The sequence below is a fragment of the Ensifer sp. WSM1721 genome, from assembly GCF_000513895.2.
Lineage (GTDB): Bacteria > Pseudomonadota > Alphaproteobacteria > Rhizobiales > Rhizobiaceae > Sinorhizobium.
Genome location: NZ_CP165782.1, coordinates 55,039 through 74,548 on the forward strand (window position 1 = coordinate 55,039; position 19,510 = coordinate 74,548).

The 19,510-nt window shown below is 64.5% G+C and carries 15 protein-coding genes; 4 read left to right on the forward strand and 11 right to left on the reverse strand.

All coding sequences use genetic code 11. The annotated features are described in order from the left end of the window. Positions 1-41: 41 nt before the first annotated feature. The 3 genes from M728_RS00260 to M728_RS00270 all read right to left on the reverse strand — a co-directional run bounded on the left by M728_RS00260 (position 42) and on the right by M728_RS00270 (position 5,093). A complete protein-coding gene (locus M728_RS00260; RefSeq protein ID WP_026619599.1) occupies positions 42-2,414 on the reverse strand; it encodes a methyl-accepting chemotaxis protein in 2,373 nt (790 codons plus the stop codon). Between the two features lie 444 nt (positions 2,415-2,858). After that, positions 2,859-3,758, reverse strand: a complete 900-nt coding sequence (locus M728_RS00265; protein WP_026619600.1) for a ribokinase — start codon at positions 3,756-3,758, stop codon at positions 2,859-2,861. Positions 3,759-3,899: 141 nt separating this feature from the next. Continuing rightward, complete coding sequence (locus M728_RS00270; protein WP_026619601.1) at positions 3,900-5,093, reverse strand: DNA recombination protein RmuC; 1,194 nt, start codon at positions 5,091-5,093, stop codon at positions 3,900-3,902. 129 nt (positions 5,094-5,222) lie between these two features. Between M728_RS00270 and def the strand changes: the two genes are divergently transcribed. The 3 genes from def (at position 5,223) to truA (ending at position 7,490) form a co-directional block, all read left to right on the forward strand. Then, positions 5,223-5,747, forward strand: a complete 525-nt coding sequence (def, locus tag M728_RS00275) for a peptide deformylase (RefSeq protein ID WP_034883233.1) — start codon at positions 5,223-5,225, stop codon at positions 5,745-5,747. A gap of 64 nt (positions 5,748-5,811) precedes the next feature. Further along, on the forward strand, positions 5,812-6,747 hold the full coding sequence (fmt, locus tag M728_RS00280; protein ID WP_026619603.1) for a methionyl-tRNA formyltransferase: 936 nt from the start codon (positions 5,812-5,814) through the stop codon (positions 6,745-6,747). Continuing rightward, on the forward strand, positions 6,747-7,490 hold the full coding sequence (gene truA, locus M728_RS00285) for a tRNA pseudouridine(38-40) synthase TruA (protein ID WP_026619604.1): 744 nt from the start codon (positions 6,747-6,749) through the stop codon (positions 7,488-7,490). The genes fmt and truA overlap by 1 nt, the downstream gene beginning before the upstream one ends. 67 nt (positions 7,491-7,557) lie before the next feature. Here the strand turns inward: truA and M728_RS00290 are convergent, their stop codons facing one another. From M728_RS00290 to M728_RS00310, 5 genes are all read right to left on the reverse strand, one after another. Beyond that, on the reverse strand, positions 7,558-8,154 hold the full coding sequence (locus M728_RS00290; RefSeq protein ID WP_026619605.1) for a hypothetical protein: 597 nt from the start codon (positions 8,152-8,154) through the stop codon (positions 7,558-7,560). Next, the gene (gene dapE / locus M728_RS00295) at positions 8,141-9,334 is read right to left on the reverse strand and encodes a succinyl-diaminopimelate desuccinylase (protein ID WP_026619606.1); all 1,194 of its coding nucleotides are present in this window, start codon (positions 9,332-9,334) and stop codon (positions 8,141-8,143) included. Before dapE ends, M728_RS00290 begins: the two co-directional genes overlap by 14 nt. Positions 9,335-9,508: 174 nt before the next feature. Further along, positions 9,509-12,694: an efflux RND transporter permease subunit gene (locus tag M728_RS00300; RefSeq protein ID WP_026619607.1), complete on the reverse strand. Its 3,186-nt coding sequence runs from the start codon at positions 12,692-12,694 to the stop codon at positions 9,509-9,511. Positions 12,695-12,824: 130 nt separating this feature from the next. Continuing rightward, the gene (locus tag M728_RS00305) at positions 12,825-14,027 is read right to left on the reverse strand and encodes an efflux RND transporter periplasmic adaptor subunit (RefSeq protein ID WP_026619608.1); all 1,203 of its coding nucleotides are present in this window, start codon (positions 14,025-14,027) and stop codon (positions 12,825-12,827) included. Between the two features lie 52 nt (positions 14,028-14,079). Then, positions 14,080-14,895: an alpha/beta hydrolase gene (locus M728_RS00310; RefSeq protein WP_026619609.1), complete on the reverse strand. Its 816-nt coding sequence runs from the start codon at positions 14,893-14,895 to the stop codon at positions 14,080-14,082. A 136-nt stretch (positions 14,896-15,031) separates the two neighbouring features. Here M728_RS00310 and M728_RS00315 point away from each other — a divergent pair, with 136 nt between their 5' ends. Next, the gene (locus M728_RS00315; protein WP_051440838.1) at positions 15,032-15,970 is read left to right on the forward strand and encodes a LysR family transcriptional regulator; all 939 of its coding nucleotides are present in this window, start codon (positions 15,032-15,034) and stop codon (positions 15,968-15,970) included. A 60-nt stretch (positions 15,971-16,030) separates the two neighbouring features. Here the strand turns inward: M728_RS00315 and M728_RS00320 are convergent, their stop codons facing one another. The 3 genes from M728_RS00320 to dapD all read right to left on the reverse strand — a co-directional run bounded on the left by M728_RS00320 (position 16,031) and on the right by dapD (position 19,324). Further along, positions 16,031-17,926: a DEAD/DEAH box helicase gene (locus M728_RS00320; RefSeq protein WP_026619610.1), complete on the reverse strand. Its 1,896-nt coding sequence runs from the start codon at positions 17,924-17,926 to the stop codon at positions 16,031-16,033. 154 nt (positions 17,927-18,080) lie between these two features. Next, positions 18,081-18,464, reverse strand: coding sequence for a DUF805 domain-containing protein (locus tag M728_RS00325; RefSeq protein WP_026619611.1), 384 nt, complete (start codon positions 18,462-18,464; stop codon positions 18,081-18,083). A 2-nt stretch (positions 18,465-18,466) separates the two neighbouring features. Then, positions 18,467-19,324, reverse strand: a complete 858-nt coding sequence (gene dapD, locus M728_RS00330) for a 2,3,4,5-tetrahydropyridine-2,6-dicarboxylate N-succinyltransferase (protein WP_026619612.1) — start codon at positions 19,322-19,324, stop codon at positions 18,467-18,469. Between the last annotated feature and the right edge of the window lie 186 nt (positions 19,325-19,510).

Below are 19,510 nucleotides of genomic sequence, written 5' to 3' on the forward strand. Positions count from 1 at the left end.
GCCGCATCGGGCGCCGTTTCGCGTTTCGCCATGTCGCCGGGTCAGAACTCTTCCCAATTGTCCTCGGCCAACGCATTGGCGCCGGACGCCTTGGCACGCACGCGCTGCATCGGAGCCGAATAGGCGCCGCTGCGCGGCGCTGCCTTTGCCGTCGCTGCTGGGCGAGGGGCGGGGCTTTCCGCGGCCCGCATCCGGTCGGCGGTGCCGCGCAGCATCTCGGCCGAGGACTGGGCAGGCGCCTGCGTGACGCGGAAGCGAGAGACCAGCGCACTCAACGCCCGTGCCTCGTCGTTCAGCGCCATGCTCGCGGCGGTCGTCTCTTCCACCATCGCGGCATTCTGCTGCGTCACCTGGTCCATCTGGTTGACCGCCGAGTTGATCTCCTTGAGGCCGACGGCCTGTTCCGATGCGGAGCTGGAGATCTGGCGGATGAGGCCGTTGATCTCAACCACCTGCTCGGCGATCTTCTCGAGCGCGCCGCCCGCCTTGCCGACGAGATCGACGCCTTCGCGTACCTGGCCGGCCGAGGTGTTGATCAGCGTTTTGATCTCCTTGGCGGCATTGGCCGAGCGCTGCGCGAGTTCGCGGACTTCCTGTGCGACGACCGCGAAGCCCTTGCCGGCATCGCCGGCGCGCGCTGCCTCGACCCCGGCATTGAGCGCCAACAGATTGGTCTGGAAGGCGATCTCGTCGATGACGCCGATGATGCGGCTGACCTCATGCGACGACTGCTCGATGCCCCGCATGGCAGCGATTGCCTTCTGGACGACTTCGCCGGACTGTTCGGCATCGTTGCTTGCGACCTCGACCGATTTCGCTGCGACCTTGGCGTTTTCGGCGCTGGCGTTCACCTGCGAGGTCAACTGGTCGAGGGCGGCGGCGGTCTCCTCGAGGCTTGCGGCCTGCTGTTCCGTCCGGTGCGACAGATCGTTGGCGGCGCTTGAGATCTCGCCGGTGCCGCTGCCGATATTCACGACCGAGTGGTTCACGGTGCGGATCGTTTCTTCGAGGCTCTCCATCGTCGCGTTGAAGTCGCGCTTCAACTGCGCATATTCGCCCGGGAAGTCGTCGGTGATGCGGAAGGCGAGATCGCCGGAAGCAAGATGCGACAGGCCTTTGCCGAGGCGTGCGACGATGTCGCGCTGGAGCACGTTGCTTTCGGCGCGTTCGTTTTCCGACCGGCTACGCTCGAGTTCCGCCCGCTCACGCTCATGGCGGGCCTCGCTTTCCAGGCGCCGGTTGTCGGCGAGCTGGTGGCGGAAGCCTTCGAGTGCCTTGGCGACGGCGCCGGTTTCGTCGGCACGGTCCTGTCCGGAGATCGGCTGCGTGTATTCGCCGTTGCTGAGCGTCTCGACGTCGCGAACGAGACCGGCAAGCGGCTTCTGCACGAACCGGCGTACGGCGAAGTAGAGGCCGGCGAGCACCGCGCCGAGTACCACCAGACCGCCGACGATCATCATGTAGGTTTGATCGCGGACCGGCGCGTTGATGGCAGTGCGCGGAACATCGACCAGCACGACCCAGCTCGCATTCACATTGGGCAGCTTGAAAGGATAGACGACGCGGTCGAAAGGCTCGTTTCCGTCATAAGTCAGGTTCTTGACCATGCCGGACGCACCCGTGGTGAGGGCGTTCTTCACGGTGTCGACACCTTCGCCGTCGTAATCCTTCATCAGAAGCTCGGGGATCGGCGCGGCGAGCCATTTACCGCCCTGCGAAAGCAGGTAGACGCGCCCCGTCCCGAAAGGCTTGAGCTTGCCTAGCCGATCGGCGAGCGAGGCAAGCGAGATATCGACACCTGAGACGCCGATCATCTTGCCGTTCGACATCACCGGATAGGCGATAGAGGTCATCGTTGTCGGAACGTCGGTGCCCTCCGCCAGGTATGGCTGGGTGATGGCGCCCTTCCCGCTCTTGGCCGCGAGAGCGTACCATTCGGCCTCATAGTCGGCCTTGAATGTCGAGAGCTGCGCCTTGCCGTTGCGATCCTTCGACCAGTAGGGCGTGAAGGCGCCCTCTGCATTGCCGCCAAGCTCGGTGTTGTTGACGACGTCCTTCCCGTCGAAGGCTTTTGATTCCTCGGCGAACCAGCTTCCGAAGGCAAAATCGTGCTGGTCGAGATTGGCTTTCAGGAGGTTGATGGCGCCGGCCCGGTCGGTGGACTGCCCGGCGTGACCACGTCCCAGCACGCCCGACATGGTGCGCGCTGCGGCGGCCAGCTCTCCGACGCTTCCGGCGATGTCGGAAGCGATGGCGCGTGCCTCCGTCTGCGCGCCATCGAAGACCAGCGTCTCGACGCGATCCTGTGTCTGGGAGATGAGAATGAAATTCGATGCGAGCAGCACGAGGGCGATCGTGCCGCCCGTCACTGCGATCAGCTTGGTCGCCAGCGATTTGGCTTGGAACTTGAACATGAAATCCTCACGCATTTGGAGGTCCGCAGGTGTCACCTGCGACGTCACGCATTCCGATGTTTGGGTGAAAGCCCCGTCATGGAGCGCCAGATGCCGACCGGCACGAAGGAGATGGCCCGAAGTAATCGGCCTTCTCGTTCAACTGATTAGACGATCAAAGATTAAAATACGGCCAACACGTGAGCCGATTCATGCGCCGCTCAAGTAAGAATCACACGGCAAGCGTCGTTACCGCGACCTATACTGTTCAGATTGCGAAAAGCGCGGAAATGGAGTGTCAGAGCGGGGAGTAACAAGCGGTTTCCGCCCGCAGCCGCCCCGGCCCTTCAATGCCGGTCGCCAAGTGTGCAGCGGCTTTGGAACGAGCGCCATTGCACAGAAACAAAGACCTAAAACGCGGCGCATCGAGTCCGGTTGAATGCACCGCGCTTCAGGACGCATGACCTAAAGCCGGGCGGCGACCTCGGCGGCGGTGGGGATCGCCGGCTGCGCGCCGGGCTTGAGGCAGGCGAGCGACCCGGCGACGGCGGCGCGTCTTAACGCATCGGGGAAGGCGAGGCCGGCATCGAGGCTCGCCGCGAGATAGCCGCAGAAGGTATCGCCCGCGCCCACCGTGTCGACGGGCTCGATCTTGAGCCCCCTGGCGCGATGGACTTCGCCTTCGTGAGCGGCGACGACGCCCTCGGCGCCAAGCGTCACGATGACAGTCTGGCCCGTTTCGGCGTGAAGCTGCCGCATCTCCGCTTCCCGCTCGGCCCCGTAGATGCCGCTCTTGCCGGCAAGCAGTTCGAACTCGGTCTCGTTGGCAATGACGATATCGGCCATGCGGCCGAGCCTTGCCGCATCCGCTGTCAGCGGCGCGATGTTGATGATCGAGCGGACGCCTTGCCGCTTGGCTTCGGAAAGCGCCTTCTCGACCGAGGCGGCGGGGATTTCGAGCTGCAGCATCAGCGTATCGCCGGGAGCCATTCCCGCGACTGCCGAAACGGCGTCTTTCTCGCCGACCGTTCCGTTGGCGCTGGCGACGACGACGATGACGTTCTCGCCGTCTCCGCCGACGATGATATGCGCCGTGCCGGTCGGCTCGTCGACGGTCTTCGTGAGGCTGAGATCGGCGCCCGCCTCCCTGAGCAGGGCGAGCGCGCCGTCGGCGAAACTGTCGGACCCGACCGCACCCGCCATGCCTACCTGAGCGCCGGCGCGGCGCGCGGCGAGCGCCTGGTTGGCGCCCTTACCTCCGGCTGCGGTCGAAAAGCCCGTCCCGGCGACCGTCTCACCGGGTTTCGGAAGGCGTGCGGTCGTGGCGATCAGGTCCATGTTGATGGACCCAAAAACAGTGATCATGGAAAAGTCCCGTCGGCTTCGTGATCCTAAGCGCGTTGCATTCATGGGACGCGCTTAGGTCTTTGTTTGGTGCATGTCGTCATCCCAAAAACGCTGCACACTTTTGGGCGACATGCACTGGCCGGAGAGTGCCCGACCGCGTCAGTCCTCGTCAACCACCATAAGCTTCAATTGGCCGACGCGGCTGTCCTTGGGGCGCACGACCTTGTCTGCCTGGCTGGGATCGGCTTCGCCCTGCAGTTCGAGCGCCTCGATCTTGGCGCCGCGCCGGGTAAGCTTGTCGGAGGAGATCAGGATCTCCTCGACGTCCTTCTGGGTCATGGCGAAGTGGCCCTGCAGCTTGCGCACACGTTCGTCGAGCCGCGAAAGGTCTTCCATCAGCCGCACGACTTCGCCCTGGATGAGATGGGCCTGTTCGCGCATGCGGGCGTCTTTCAGGATCGCCTGGATCACCTGAATCGACAGAAGCAGGAGCGACGGCGATACGATGACGATACGTTGGCGATGCGCCTTCTGGACGATCGCTTCGAAGTGCTCGTGGATTTCGGCGAAGATCGATTCGGAGGGAACGAAGAGGAAGGCCGTATCCTGCGTTTCGCCGGGCAGCAGGTATTTGCTGGCGATATCGCGGATATGCACTTCCATGTCGCGGCGAAAGGCTTGTGCGGCCTGTTGCCGTCGCTCCGCGCTCTCGGCATCGCGCATGGCGTTCCACGCTTCGAGCGGAAACTTCGCATCGATGACGAGCGGCGGCTGGCCGTTCGGCATGCGGATCGTGCAGTCCGGCCGCGCGCCGTTGGAGATCGTCGCCTGAAAGGCGAAGGCGCCCATCGGCAGGCCATCGGCGACGATCGCCTCCATCCGCGACTGGCCGAAGGCGCCGCGCGTCTGCTTGTTGGCGAGGATGCTCTGAAGCCCGGCCATATCCTTGGCGAGCGACTGGATGTTGCTTTGCGCGTTGTCGATCACCGCGAGCCGCTCTTGCAGACGCCTGAGATTCTCATGCGTCGCCTTCGTCTGTTCACTGAGCGAGGCGCCGATCCGGTGCGTCATGCCGTCGATGCGCTGGCTGATCGCTTGGTTGAGTTCCGCCTGCCGCGCGCCGAAGACCTCAGTCATGGCGGCGATGCGGCCCTGCATTTCCGTCTGCGCCGTAAGCAGCGTCGCGATCTGCTCGTCGCGCTCGATTGCCCGAAGCGAGCGAGTGCGCCGCGCGAAGACAACCGAAAGCGCGGCGAGCAAGCAAGCGGCGGCGGTGACGAGATGGCCGGCCGTGACGGGCAGGGCGCCGATGAGGAACAGCGGTTGGTCGAAGGAAAAGGCGATGGGCTCCATAGCCAGAGCCTAAACAGATTCGCACTCGAAGACCAGATCAAAACAAGAACATATGAGCCGCGCCGGTTGAGAGCCAACGGTTCGGCAATTTTCTTGCACCGAAAGCGGAAGATCGGCTATGGGACGAGCATGACGATCAAGCCGCTCATCATCCTTCCCGATCCGGTCCTGCGCCAGTTGTCGACGCCGGTGGAGACCATTGACGCCGACATTCGCCGCCTTGCTGACGATATGCTGGAAACCATGTACGACGCTCCAGGCATCGGTCTGGCGGCGATCCAGATCGGCGTGCCGAAGCGCCTCCTGGTTCTGGACGTGACGAAGGAGGGCGAGGAGAAGAAGCCGCTCGTCTTCATCAATCCGAAGATCGTCCGCTCGTCCGACGAGCGCTCGGTCTACGAGGAAGGCTGCCTCTCTATCCCGGACTATTACGCCGAGGTCGAGCGGCCGGCAGCGATCACGGTGGAATATCTCGATCGCGAGGGCAAGGAACAGGCGATCGAAGCCGACGGCCTCCTCGCCACTTGCCTGCAGCACGAAATCGACCATCTGAACGGCGTCCTGTTCATCGACCATATCTCCAAGCTCAAGCGCGACATGGTGATCCGCAAGTTCACCAAGGCCGCCAAGACGCGCGGCGCCAAGGCGATCTGATCGGCGCTTGGGCTGGAGCCGCCGCCCGCTTGCGGGCAATTGAATAAAGACGGAGTCCGCCGCTTTGCCGCTTCGCATCATCTTCATGGGCACGCCGGAATTTTCCGTGCCGACGCTTCTGGCACTTGCCGGGGCGGGTCACGAAATCGTCGCCGCCTACACGCAACCCCCGCGTCCCGCCGGGCGGCGCGGCCTCGACTTCAAGAAGTCGCCGGTGCACGAGGCTGCCGAGCATCTCGGCGTTCCGGTGTTGACACCCGTCAATTTCAAGGACGCGGCGGATCGCCAGGTCTTCCGCGACTTCGATGCCGATGTGGCGGTGGTCGTCGCCTACGGCCTGCTCTTGCCTGAGGAGATCCTCTCGGGAACGCGCCACGGCTGCTATAACGGTCATGCCTCGCTCCTACCGCGTTGGCGCGGTGCGGCGCCGATCCAGCGCGCGATCATGGCCGGTGACCGCGAAACCGGCATGATGGTCATGAAGATGGACAAGGGGCTCGATACCGGCCCGGTCGCGCTTACGCGAACCGTTGCGATCGACGAGACGATGACGGCAGGCGAGTTGCACGACCGGATGATGCAGGTGGGCGCGGAATTGATGACGCAGGCGATGGCCAAGCTCGAGGCGGGCGAGCTGACACTGACGCCACAGCCGGAGGAGGGCGTCGTCTACGCCGCCAAGATCAGCAAGGACGAGACACGGATCGATTTCACACGGGCCGCTGAGGAAGTGCACAACCACATCCGCGGCCTCTCGCCCTTTCCGGGCGCCTGGTTCGAACTCGAAATCGCGGGGCGGATGGAGCGCATCAAGGTCGTGGGCTCAGAGCGCGTCGAAGGGACCGGTGCGGCCGGCCTCGTTCTGGATGATGCCTTGACCATTGCCTGCGGCGAGGGCGCGGTACGGCCGACAAGGCTCCAGCGGGCGGGCGGCAAGGTGCTCGCGGTCGCCGACTTCCTGCGCGGCACGCCGCTGGCCCCCGGCACGAGGATCACTTGATGCCGCGCTATCGCTTGACCGTCGAATATGACGGCTCCGATTATGTCGGTTGGCAGCGGCAAGAGAACGGCCCTTCCGTTCAGGGCGCGATCGAAAAGGCGGTCCTGTCGCTGACCGGCGAGACGGCCTCGATCCGCGGCGCCGGACGCACCGATTCCGGCGTGCACGCCGTGGGCCAGGTGGCGCATCTCGATCTCACGCGCGAGTGGAAGACGCATACACTGCGCAATGCGTTGAACGCGCATCTGACGCTCGCCGGCGAGCGCGTCTCGATTCTCGAGGCAGCGGAAGCGCCGGCGGATTTCGACGCGCGTTTTTCGGCGATCCGGCGGCATTATCTCTACCGCATCATTTCCCGGCGCTCGCCCCTGGCGCTGGAGGCAAAGCGCGCCTGGTGGGTGCCGAAGTCGCTGAATCATGAGGCGATGCACGAGGCAGCGCAGCGGCTTGTCGGGCATCACGACTTCACGACGTTCCGTTCGGCCCATTGCCAGGCCACAAGCCCGCTTCGCACGCTCGATAGGCTGGATGTGACGCGTAGTGGCGAACTGATCGAAATTCGGGCGACGGCGCAGAGTTTCCTGCACAACCAGATACGCTCCTTCGCGGGCTCCCTGAAGCTCGTCGGCGAGGGCAAGTGGACGCCGGACGATCTTGAGGCCGCCCTCGAAGCGCGCGACCGCAAAGCCTGCGGGCCCGTCGCTCCGCCGGAAGGCCTCTATTTCCTGCAGGTCGACTACTGACCTCATGCATGTCGCCCAGAAGTGTGTAGCGGTTCTGGGACAACGGCATGCATCGAAACAAAGAGGCTCAGCCCGGCATTACCCCCAGGAGGCGCTGCAGAGACTGCACGATCATCAATGGGGACAGCAGGAAGAGTGCAGCCAGTGCGGCGGCGAGCAGGTTCTGGTTGGCGGTCACGGTGCGCAAGAGGCGGAAGAGCAGGGCGGCATTCACGAAGAGCAGAAGAAATGACAGCAGGACGGCGACGTCCTGGCCGCCGGGCACCAGCAGCAGGATCGCCGCCGGCACCGCCATGGCATAGGACAGCGGCACCTGGAGCCAATTGGTGGTGACGATCACCGGCACCACGAAAGCCGTGAAGTCGAGCGGGCGCGAGAGGATGAGTGTCAGCGCGACCGGCAGCAGCCAGGCCGCGAGATCGACGACGAAAAGCTTGACGACGAAGCCGAGACCGACCGTCGTGCCGCTCGGCATCGCCGAAAGATAATAGAGCCGCCATGACGCCCAGCCGACGGCGAGCGCCGGCAGCGACCAGAGTATGGCCGTGAACGACCGCCAGAGACCGGCCTCGCTGATGTCCAGCCAGCGAAACCCTTCGCGGTTGCCCTGGATCAACAGCGATAGTCCCTTGATATAGACAAGGACCTCCTCAAGCCGTGACATGGCCGAACCAGCGGGCGATGAAGGTTTCGTAGATGCCGGTCAGGGTCTCAACATCGGCAAGCGCGACGCGCTCGTCGATCATATGCATCGTCTTTCCGACCAGGCCGAACTCGACGACCGGGCAATAGTCCTTGATGAAGCGCGCGTCCGAGGTGCCGCCGGTGGTCGAAAGCTGCGGCCGCCGCCCAGTGACGGCTTCGATCGCGCCGGAGAGAGAATCGATGAGGGCGTTGTTGCGCGTCAGGAAGACATGGCTCGGACGCTCGTTCCAGACGATGTCGTATTTGACCGGCGCACGGCCGGGCCTGAGCGCCCCGTCCGCAGCGGCGCGGTCGAGGCGAGCTACGATCTCGGCCATCAGGCTCTCGGCCGTCCAGCGATCGTTGAAGCGGATGTTGAAAGCGGCGCTCGCCTTGGCCGGAATGACGTTGACCGCGGCATTGCCGACATCGATCGTCGTGACCTCGAGATTTGACGGCTGGAAATTTTCCGTGCCGTTGTCGAAGGGCGGCTCCATCAGCGCCTGCGTAAGCTGCAGGATGCCGCGCACCGGATTGTCGGCGAGATGCGGATAGGCCGCATGGCCTTGGACCCCGTGCACTGTGATACGGCCGGAAAGCGAGCCGCGGCGGCCGATCTTGATCATGTCGCCGAGGCTCTCCGGATTGGTCGGCTCGCCGACGAGGCAGGCGTCCCAGCGCTCACCTTTTTCCGCCGCCCATTCGAGGAGCTTCACCGTGCCGTTGATCGCCGGGCCTTCCTCGTCGCCGGTGATGAGTAAGGAGATCGACCCTTTAGGGGCGCCATGCTTTGCGATGTGGCGGCCGACGGCCGCGACGAAGCAGGCGATGCCGCCCTTCATGTCGACGGCGCCACGGCCGTACATTTCGCCATCGGCGATTTCGGCAGAAAATGGGGCGTGGCTCCAGGCAGCCTCGTCGCCGACCGGCACGACGTCGGTATGGCCGGCGAACATCAGATGGGGGCCATCGGCCCCGAGCCGGGCGTAGAGATTCTCGATGTCGGGTGTCCCTGCCTCCTTCGCCACCACGCGATCGACCTGGAAGCCGAGCGGCCCGAGCATGGCCTCCAGAGCCGAAAGCGCACCACCCTCGGCCGGGGTGACGGAGGGGCAGCGGATGAGGGCGGCGAGATTAGAAATGGGATCGGTGGGGAACATCGAGCGGAATGCCTGCGAAGCCGGTGGGCCAAGGAACTGAGATTGCTGGTTTATCCGATCGGTCATCGGCTGTCACGCACGATGAGGCGGGCCGGGTCTTTGGCTGCGGCTCGAAACGACACGGGCCGGACAAGCGTCCGGCCCGTTAGGATACCCGTTTGCGGGCAGGGAAGGCTATTCGCCAGGGGCGAGATGCGGCGCCTCGATGTGCCCGCCAGCGTGCTTCAGAGGCCGCTCGCCGGAAAGCTTGCGGATCAGCACGTAGAAGACCGGGGTCATGAAGATGCCGAAGGCGGTGACGCCGATCATGCCGGCGAACACGGCGATGCCCATCGCCGAACGCATCTCCGCGCCGGCGCCGGTCGACAGAACCAGCGGCACGACACCCATGATGAAGGCCATCGAAGTCATCAGGATCGGCCGAAGGCGCAGCCGGCTCGCCTCGATCGCGGCGCTGACGGCATTCTTCCCGGACAGCTCGAGCTCGCGAGCGAACTCGACGATCAGGATCGCGTTCTTCGCCGAAAGACCGACAAGCACGATGAGACCGATCTGCGTGAAGACGTTGTTGTCGCCACCCGTCAGCCAAAGGCCTGTAAGCGCCGCCATGATGCCCATCGGTACGATCATGATGATCGCGATCGGCAGCATCAGGCTTTCATACTGAGCCGCGAGCACGAGATAGACGAGCAGCAGCGCTAGCGGGAAGACGAGGACGCCCGAATTGCCGGCGAGGATCTGCTGATAGGTCAGGTCCGTCCACTCGTAGGAAATCCCGGGCGGCAGCGTCTCGGCGGCGATCCGCTCTATTGCAGCCTGCGCCTGGCCGGAGGAGAAGCCCGGAGCCGGCCCGCCATTGATGTCGGCGGCGAGGAAGCCGTTGTAGCGGATCGCCCGTTCGGCACCCACCGTCTGTTCGACCCTGAGCAGTGCCGACAGCGGGATCATCTCGCCCGATTGCGAACGGACCTTCAGCTTGCCGATGTCGTCGGCATGCGCTCGGTAATTCGCATCGGCCTGGATGCGTACGCTGTAAGTGCGGCCGAAGGCATTGAAGTCGTTGACGTAGAGCGAACCGAGATAGATCTGCAACGTCTCGAACACGTCGGTCACCGCCACGCCGAGCTGGCGCGCCTTGACGCGATCGAGGTCGGCATAGAGCTGCGGCACGTTGATCTGGAAGCTCGAATAAAGCCCGGCGAGTTCCGGTGCCGCCATCGCCTTCTCGAGGAAAGCCTTGGCCGCCTCGTCGAGCGTCCGGTAGCCGAGGCCGTTCCTGTCCTCGATCTGCAGCTTGAAGCCGCCCGTCGTGCCGAGACCCTGCACGGGCGGCGGCGGGAACATGGCGATGAACGCGTCCTGGATCGCACCGAACTCCTGGTTCAGTTGCATCGCGATCGCGCCGCCGGAGAGTTCGGGGGTCTTGCGCTCCTCGAACGGCTTCAAGGACACGAAGACGATGCCCGAGTTCGACGAGTTGGTGAAGCCGTTGATGGACAGGCCGGGGAAGGCGATGGCGTGCTCGACGCCCGGGTGCTTGAGCGCGATCTCGCTCATGCGCCGGATGACGTCTTCCGAGCGATCGAGCGTCGCCGCATCCGGCAGCTGCGCAAAACCGATCAGATACTGCTTATCCTGCGCCGGCACGAAGCCGCCGGGCACGGCGCGGAAGAGGACGAAAGTGACGCCGAGGAGGACGACATAAAGTCCCACGATCAACGACTTACGCGTGAGAATGCCGCCGACGCCGCGGCCATAGGCTTCCGAACTCGCTCCGAAGAAGCGGTTGAAGCCACGGAAGAACCAGCCGAACAGCGCATCCATGATCCGCGTCAGCCGATCCTTCGGCGCGTGGTGGTCCTTCAGAAGCAGGGCTGCAAGCGCCGGCGACAGCGTCAGCGAGTTGAAGGCCGAGATCACCGTCGAAATCGCGATGGTCAGCGCGAACTGGCGGTAGAACTGGCCGGTGAGGCCGGTGATGAAGGCGAGCGGCACGAAGACCGCGACCAGCACCAGCGCGATCGCGATGATCGGACCGGAAACCTCCGACATGGCCCGGTAGGTCGCCTGGATCGGCGACAGCCCCTGCTCGATGTTGCGTTCGACGTTCTCGACGACGACGATAGCGTCATCGACAACGATGCCGATCGCAAGCACCAGGCCGAAGAGACTCAGCGCATTGATCGAGAAGCCGAAGACATACATCACCGCGAAGGTGCCGACGATCGAGACGGGCACGGCGACGAGCGGGATGATCGAGGCGCGCCAGGTCTGCAGGAAGACGATGACGACGATGACCACCAGCGCGATCGCTTCGAGCAGCGTGTGGATGACCGATTCGATCGACGCCCTGACGAACTGCGTCGTGTCGTAGACGATCTCGTAGTCCACTCCTGCCGGCATTGTCTGCTTGAGCTCGGCCATGACCTTGTGGACGTTTTCGGAGATCTGGATGGCGTTCGAGCCGGGCGCCTGGAACACGCCCATGCCGACGGCGGCCTTGTTGTCGAGGAGCGACCGCAGCGAATAGTCCGCCGCGCCCATTTCGACGCGGGCGACGTCGCCAAGGCGCGTGATCTCGCCGTTCTCGCCGGACTTGACGACGATCTCGGCGAAGTCCTCGGGCGTCCTGAGCCGCCCCTGCGCATTGACGGAGAGCTGCAGGTCGAGACCAGGAACGGATGGGGAGGCGCCGATCACGCCGGCGGCCGCCTGGACGTTCTGTCCACGGACGGCGTTGGCGATGTCGCTTGCGGCAAGGCCGCGTTCGGCCGCCTTTTGCGGGTCGATCCAGATGCGCATCGAATAGTCGCCGCCGCCGAAGATCTGCACTTGGCCGACGCCTTCGACGCGCGCCAGGCGATCCTTGACGTTCAGGACGCCGTAATTGCGCAGATAGTTGATATCGTATTGGCCGTTCGGCGAAAGCAGATGCACGACGAGCGTCAGGTCGGGCGAGCTCTTGACCGTCGTGACGCCGAGACGCCGCACCTCTTCCGGCAGCCGCGGCTCGGCCTGCGAGACGCGGTTCTGCACGAGCTGCTGGGCCTGGTCCGGATCGGTGCCGAGCTCGAAGGTGACGGTGAGCGTCATCAAGCCGTCGGCGGTCGCCTGGCTCTGCATGTAGAGCATGCCTTCGACGCCGTTGATCTGCTCTTCGAGCGGGGTCGCGACGGTTTCCGCGATGACGGCCGGGTTGGCGCCCGGATATTGGGCGCGCACGACGATCTGCGGCGGCACGACCTCCGGATATTCGGAAATCGGCAGACCGGTCATGCCGATGAGCCCCGCCACGAAGATGAGCACGGATAGAACGCCCGCGAAGACCGGGCGGTCGACGAAGAAGCGTGAGAAGTTCATAACGATCCCCCTTTGGGAACTTCAGGCAAGGGCAGGGCGTCTGCGGCGAAGACTTGTCGCCGCACGCGCCGATGCATGCCGTTGCAATATCTTTTTGAGCGCCCGCCTCTTAACGAGGAGGGCGCGCTTCCTATGGTTTGGCGATCGAGGCGGTCGCCTGCTCGACCGGCTGCGGGGCGACCACGACGCCGGGACGCACACGCTGCAGACCGTTGACGACGATGCTCTCGCCGGGTTTGAGGCCGCTTTCGACGATCCTGAGACCGTCAGCCACCGGGCCGAGCGTTACCTGCCGGTACTCCACCTTGTTGTCCGATCCGACGACCAGGACGAATTTCTTGTCCTGGTCCGAGCCGATGGCGCGGTCGCTGATCACCAGCTTTTCCTCAGGCTGCGGATCGCCGATCCGGATGCGCACGAACTGGCCCGCGATCAGCCGGCCGTAGGCATTGGTGAGCGCCGCCCGTACGCGGATCGTGCCGGTCGCCGCATCCACCTCGTTGTTGATGAGCTGGATATGGCCGCTGATCGGCGTACCGGCGTCGGCGGCGGTGCCGATTTCGACGGGGATGCGTTCGATCGCATCGGTGCCGGGGGAGGCGGAAAGCTTGGCGAGTGCTGCGGCCACCACTTCCTCGCTGACGTTGAAGCTCGCATAGATCGGATCGACGGAGACGAGCGTCGTCAGGATGGGCGAGGCCGCGCCGGCGGCGACGAGGTTGCCGGCCGTGACCTCCAGCCTGCCGACGCGCCCGGTGATCGGAGCGCGCACCTCGGTGTATCCGAGGTCGAGCCGGGCCGAGCGCAGCGCCGCCTTTGCCGAGCGGACGTTCGCCTGCGCCTCGTCGAAGGCGGCGAGCCGCTGGTCGACGCCGCTTTGCGCGATGGCGCTGGTGGTGACCAGCTTGCGGCCGCGCTCGAGTTCCGTCTTTGCCAGAGCGACGCGCGCTTCGGCGGCCGCGACCTCCGCCTCCGCGCGCTCCACTGCGGCGGCATAGGGTTCGGGATCAATGGTGACTAGCAGATCGCCCTTCTGAACCACGGCACCCTCGCGGAAATGCGCGCTCAGGATCGCGCCGCCGACGCGGGGACGAACCTCGACGCGCTCGATCGCCTCGAGACGGCCCGAGAAGCTTTCCCAGGTGGTGATTCGGCGCGCTTCCGCTTTTGCTACGGAGACGGGAACGGCGGGTGCCGCTGCCGGCGCTTCAGTCGCTGCGTCCGCTTTGAAATGGCTTGGAACGCCGAGGAACACGGCTGCTCCACCGACGACGGACAACAGGATGCTGAGGCCGGCGCCCCACAGGACCCGGCGGGTTACGGTCGACGTCATGTTTTTCTCTCCTCGCCGGTTGGGAGTCCGGCTTCAATTACTGCTTGTCTGTTTACTGCTTTGTCGGCCTCGCCCCCGCCTGTTCGAAGAAGCGGGCGAAGATGCCGGATATGGTCTTTTCCTGCGACGGCCAGTTTTGCTCAGCCGCGGTATTGGCGGGCAGCCAGGCGGCGCGACCTGGCAGTACGTGTATTTCCACCGGAACGCCGGCCTTGCGCAGCCGCTCTGCATAGGCCTGGGTCTCGTCGCGCATGGGACATTCGTCACTGGTGATGACGAGTGCCGGAACGAGGCCGCCAAGCCGCGTACAATGGCCGGGCGCCGCATAAGGGTGCGTCAGCCCGCTGCGCTCGCCGAGATATTGCTGCCAACCATCAGCGATCGACTGCACCGAACTCTGCGGACAGAACTTGCGGAACGACGGCGTCGCCAGACAAGGGTCGAGCATCGGCGAGAGCAGGATCTGGCCCTTGAGGTCGGTCAGGTACTGGTCACGCGCCATCAGCGCCAGCCCGGCCGCAAGGTTGCCGCCCGCCTCCTCGCCGGCGACGAACAGCATGGACTTCTTATGCGCAAACTGCGGACAGCGGCTGCGCATGGATGAAAGCATGGCATAGGCGGCTTCGAGCGCCGCCGGGAAAGGGTTGAGGCACGCGGACGGGTATTCCGGCGAGATGACGACTGCGCCCGCGGCCGCGAGCGCATTGGCCACCTTTTCCCCCGCTGCGATCGAATCCTCCACAAAACTTCCGCCATGCAGATGCAAGACCACCGGCGGCGGCGATAGCAGCGACGCACCGCGGTAGACACGTGCGCGGCACGAGCCTTGGCTCGTCTGCATCGTTTCTTCCGTAAAATGCGCGTCCATCTCTTGTCTCCACCGTGAGTGAATCCCTAGATGAGGGACAACCCGCGATGTTTGCAGCATAACATTGTCTTTCGTCTGGAATAGTCCGCGGGCGCTGACTACACTATTCGGAATTTCGAACAATCCGGTATTGAAAATGGACCAGCTCACGGCCATGCGCGTTTTCCTTCGAGTGGTGGAAACCGGCAATTTCACCCGGGCCTCCGCTTCGCTCAACATGCCGAAGGCGACCGTCACCAATCTCATCCAGGGCTTGGAGGCGCACCTGCGGACGAAGCTGCTCAATCGGACCACGCGACGGGTGCTGGTGACCCCGGACGGCGCGCTCTACTATGAACGCGCTGCTCGCCTGCTCTCCGATCTCGACGAGTTGGACGGCAGCCTCTCAAGCGCCCAGAGCCTGCCGAAGGGGCGGCTGCGCGTCGAAACGGCGAGCGCCTTCGCCAACCTGATCATCATTCCGGCGCTACCCGAATTTTACAAGAAGTACCCGGACATACAGGTCGATCTCGGCGTTTCCGACCGGACGATCGACTATCTCGCGGAGAATGTCGATTGCGCCGTCCGTGCCGGCACGCTCACCGACCAGTCGCTGATCGCTCGCCGCATCACGGAGATGAAGTTCATCACATGCGCCTCGCGGGATTTTCTCGAGCGGCATCCGGTGCCGCAACATCCTTCCGATCTCGAGAAGAATTGCTATGCCGTCGGCTATTTCCTGCCGAAGTCGGGGCAGCAGATGCCCTTCCATTTCCGGCGCGGAAACGAGGAGATCGAGGTCAACAGCCGCTACACGGTCGCGGCAAACGAGTCGACGACCTATATCGCCGCCGCACGGGCAGGCCTCGGCGTCATCCAGGCGCCGCTCTTCATGGTGCGCGAGGACCTTCGCGCCGGGACGATGGTTCCGGTCTTGCCCGATTGGCAGGTGGATCCGATGCCGATCTATCTGGTCTATCCGCCGAACCGGCATCTGAGCAGCCGGCTGCGCGTCTTTGCCGATTGGGTGGTGAAGGTGGTGGCGCAAATCGACACCGATCAGGCGGACCTCTCACTTGCCGCTTCGGCGTCGTAACGCGCCCGCGGCGTCGCGCTCGCGGAAGCGGGGTTTCCACCCCGCGGTCTTGCAAAGAGCTCAGGCCCGCCGGCTCTTGGCATTGTTGCGCTTGCCCTTCGGCTTGATGCCGCCCTCTTTTTTCGCCTCGGATGTTCCCTTCTTCTTGCTCCACGGCTTCTCGTCCCGCTTTGCAACGGCGGAGTCCTGAGCAAAGGCAGGCTTCTTTTCGAACTTGCGCTTCGGCCCGAAGTCCTTTTTCTCGCGGACCGGACCGCTGTCATCGGACCGCGGCCGCTTCTTTTCGAAGTCCGGCTTCTCCTGTCGCGGCTGCGAGAGGTCGGGCGCGCCCGAAAGCGTCTTGATGCGAATGCCCTTTTCCAGCATCCGGTTGGGCCCGATCGCCGACAGAAAGCGTTCCGCGCCCTCCGACGTCAGTTCGACATAGGTCTCTTCCGCCTGCATGCGGATTGCCCCGATATCGCGCTTGGTGAGCTTGCCGTGGCGGCAGAGCATGGGAATGAGCCAGCGCGGCTCGGCATTCTGCTTGCGCCCGACGGAAAGCGAAAACCAGCTGCCGTCGGTGAAGTCGGCTCGCGGCGCGTGGGCCGTCTCGCGTTCGGTGACCGGGCGGTCCCGCCGCGTTCCCCGATCGCCCGTAACTGGAACGTCCGATAGATCTTCAGGCGCCGAGCGGCCGGCGCGGAACTGCCGCACAAAAGCGGCTGCGACCTTCTCCAACCCGTGCCGGCCGATCAGCATCTCCACGATTGCCCGCTCGTCATCACCGAGAGGCTCGTCGAACGCAGGATCGGCCAGCAGCCGCTCGTCGTCGCGACGCGTCACTTCGTCCGCCGAGGGCGGCTTTGCCCAGGCGGCAGCGATGCGGGCGCCGTCGAGCAGTCGCTCGGCCTTCCGTCGTTGATTGACCGGTACGATCAGTGCGCTGACGCCCTTCCGACCCGCGCGGCCGGTGCGGCCGCTACGATGCAGCAGCGTTTCCGGATTGGTCGGCAGGTCGGCGTGGATCACAAGCTCGAGGCCCGGCAGGTCGATCCCGCGGGCCGCGACATCGGTCGCGATGCAGACCCGGGCGCGGCCGTCGCGCATGGCCTGCAGAGCATGGGTGCGCTCGTTTTGGCTGAGCTCGCCTGAAAGCGCGACGACGGAAAAGCCGCGATTGTTGAACCGTGCGGTCAGGTGATTGACGGCCGCGCGGGTCGAGCAGAAGACGATCGCGTTCTTCGCCTCGTAATAGCGAAGCACATTGATGATGGCGTTCTCGCGGTCGCTCGGCGCAACGACGAGGGCGCGGTATTCGATATCGCCGTGCTGCTTCTGTTCCGATGCGATGCCGATGCGGACGGCGTCGCGTTGATAATTCTTGGCGAGCGTCGCGATCGAGCGTGGCACCGTCGCCGAGAACATCAGCGTGCGGCGCTCGGTCGGCGACGCCTCGAGAATGAATTCCAGGTCCTCTCGGAAGCCGAGATCGAGCATCTCGTCCGCCTCGTCGAGCACGACGGCGCGGAGCGCCGCAATATCGAGCGAGCCCCTGCGGATGTGGTCGCAGAGCCGCCCGGGGGTGCCGACGACGATGTGGGCGCCGCGTTCGAGCGCCCGCCGCTCGTCGCGCATATCCATGCCGCCGACGCAGGAGGCGATGGTGGCACCCGCGATGTCGTAGAGCCATTCGAGCTCGCGCTTGACCTGCAGCGCCAACTCGCGCGTGGGCGCGATGATGAGCGCCAGCGGCGCATCGGCCGTATCGAACCGTCCGCTCGGGCCGATGAGCGTCGGCGCGAGGGCGAGGCCGAAGGCCACCGTCTTACCGGAACCGGTCTGTGCGGAAACCAGCGCGTCGGCGCCGTCGAGCGCCGGGTCGAGCATTGCCTTTTGAACCGGCGTCAGCGCATCGTAACCGCGTTTTGCCAATGCCTCGGCGATCGCAGGCGCGATCCCTTCAAACTCTGTCATCTCTCGTCTTTCGGATTTCGGTTTTCACGCCGGCAGAGGAGCGGACCTCGGATCGGGTCCTCATCAGGCGTCGATTGCCGCGGCCAACATGTCGCGGCCCTGTTCGTTGCCGCGCTACATACCGGGCGGGGAGGAGAATGTACAGGCGGAATCGCTACTGCTGCGGGGCGTTGCGGCGGCTGCCATATTCGTTTGCTCCGTCCGCGCCCGGCCAGAGGCAGAGCGCGATGAAGACGATCGGGCTCAGCACCGGTATGAAGAGACAGAGCGCAAAGGGCCCGGGATAGCCGATGTCATGCAGGCGCTTGATCGCCAGCATGGCAATGGAAACGGTGGAAAGCACGCCGGAGACGATCAGCGGCAGGGTCCAGAGGGCGAGTGCTGTCTCCTCAGCCTCGTTCTTCAGCACCTGCATGAGAAAGATCGAGCCGACGGCGAACCAGAACAGCCAGGAGAAAAGGAAGGGCAGTCGACCTATGCGGCCGGACGGGCTGAAGAACAGCCAGGTCATGCTCGGCTGCCGCCCTTCCTCGGCCATGATCAGTCCCGGAGCAGTTCGTTGATGCCGGTCTTGGAGCGGGTCTTTTCGTCGACTCGCTTGACGATGACGGCGCAATAAAGGTTCGGCGCCGGCTGGCCGTTGGCCATGGTCGAGCCGGACGGCATCGAGCCGGCGACGACGACCGCATAGGGCGGGACTTCGCCATACATCACTTCGCCCGTGGCGCGATCGACGATCTTGGTCGACTTGCCGATGAAGACGCCCATGCCGAGCACCGAGCCCTCGCGGATGATGCAGCCTTCGACGACCTCGGAGCGCGCGCCGATGAAGCAATTGTCCTCGACGATCGTCGGCCCCGCCTGCATCGGCTCCAGAACGCCGCCGATGCCGACGCCGCCGGAAAGATGGACGTTCTTGCCGATCTGGGCACAGGAGCCGACGGTCGCCCAGGTGTCGACCATCGTTCCCTCGCCGACATAGGCGCCGAGATTGACGAAGGACGGCATCAGGATCGCGTTGGGGGCGATATAGGCCGAGCGACGGACGACGCAGTTCGGCACCGCGCGGAAACCGGCCTTTTCGAATTCGTTGACGCTCCAGCCGTCGAATTTCGACGGGACCTTGTCCCACCAGACCGAGTCGCCGGGGCCGCCCTTGACGAGTTCCATCGGGTTCAGCCGGAAGGAGAGGAGGACCGCCTTCTTGAGCCACTGATTGACCGTCCAGGTTCCGTCCTCGCCGCGCTCGGCAACGCGCACCTTGCCGCTGTCGAGCAGGTTGAGCGCCGCTTCGACGGCATCGCGCACGGCCCCGCGGGTGCCGGTATTGACGGTTTCGCGATCTTCGAATGCGGTCTCGATCGTCTGGGACAGGGAGGCGAGGTCGTAAATCGTCATCGGAATTCCTTAGGGTTCGGCAGGGTTCGGCGGTTGTGCTGCAAGCTCTACTGCATAATTCCCCAAATCGGAACCGGTCCTGAGGGATTATGCTGCGATTCAAGGTCTCACTGCGCCCTCGCGCGTTCAGGAAAGCGCGCGATGCCCTGAGCCACCATGCTGAAAAGTTGAAGGCCTTTTCGCCTT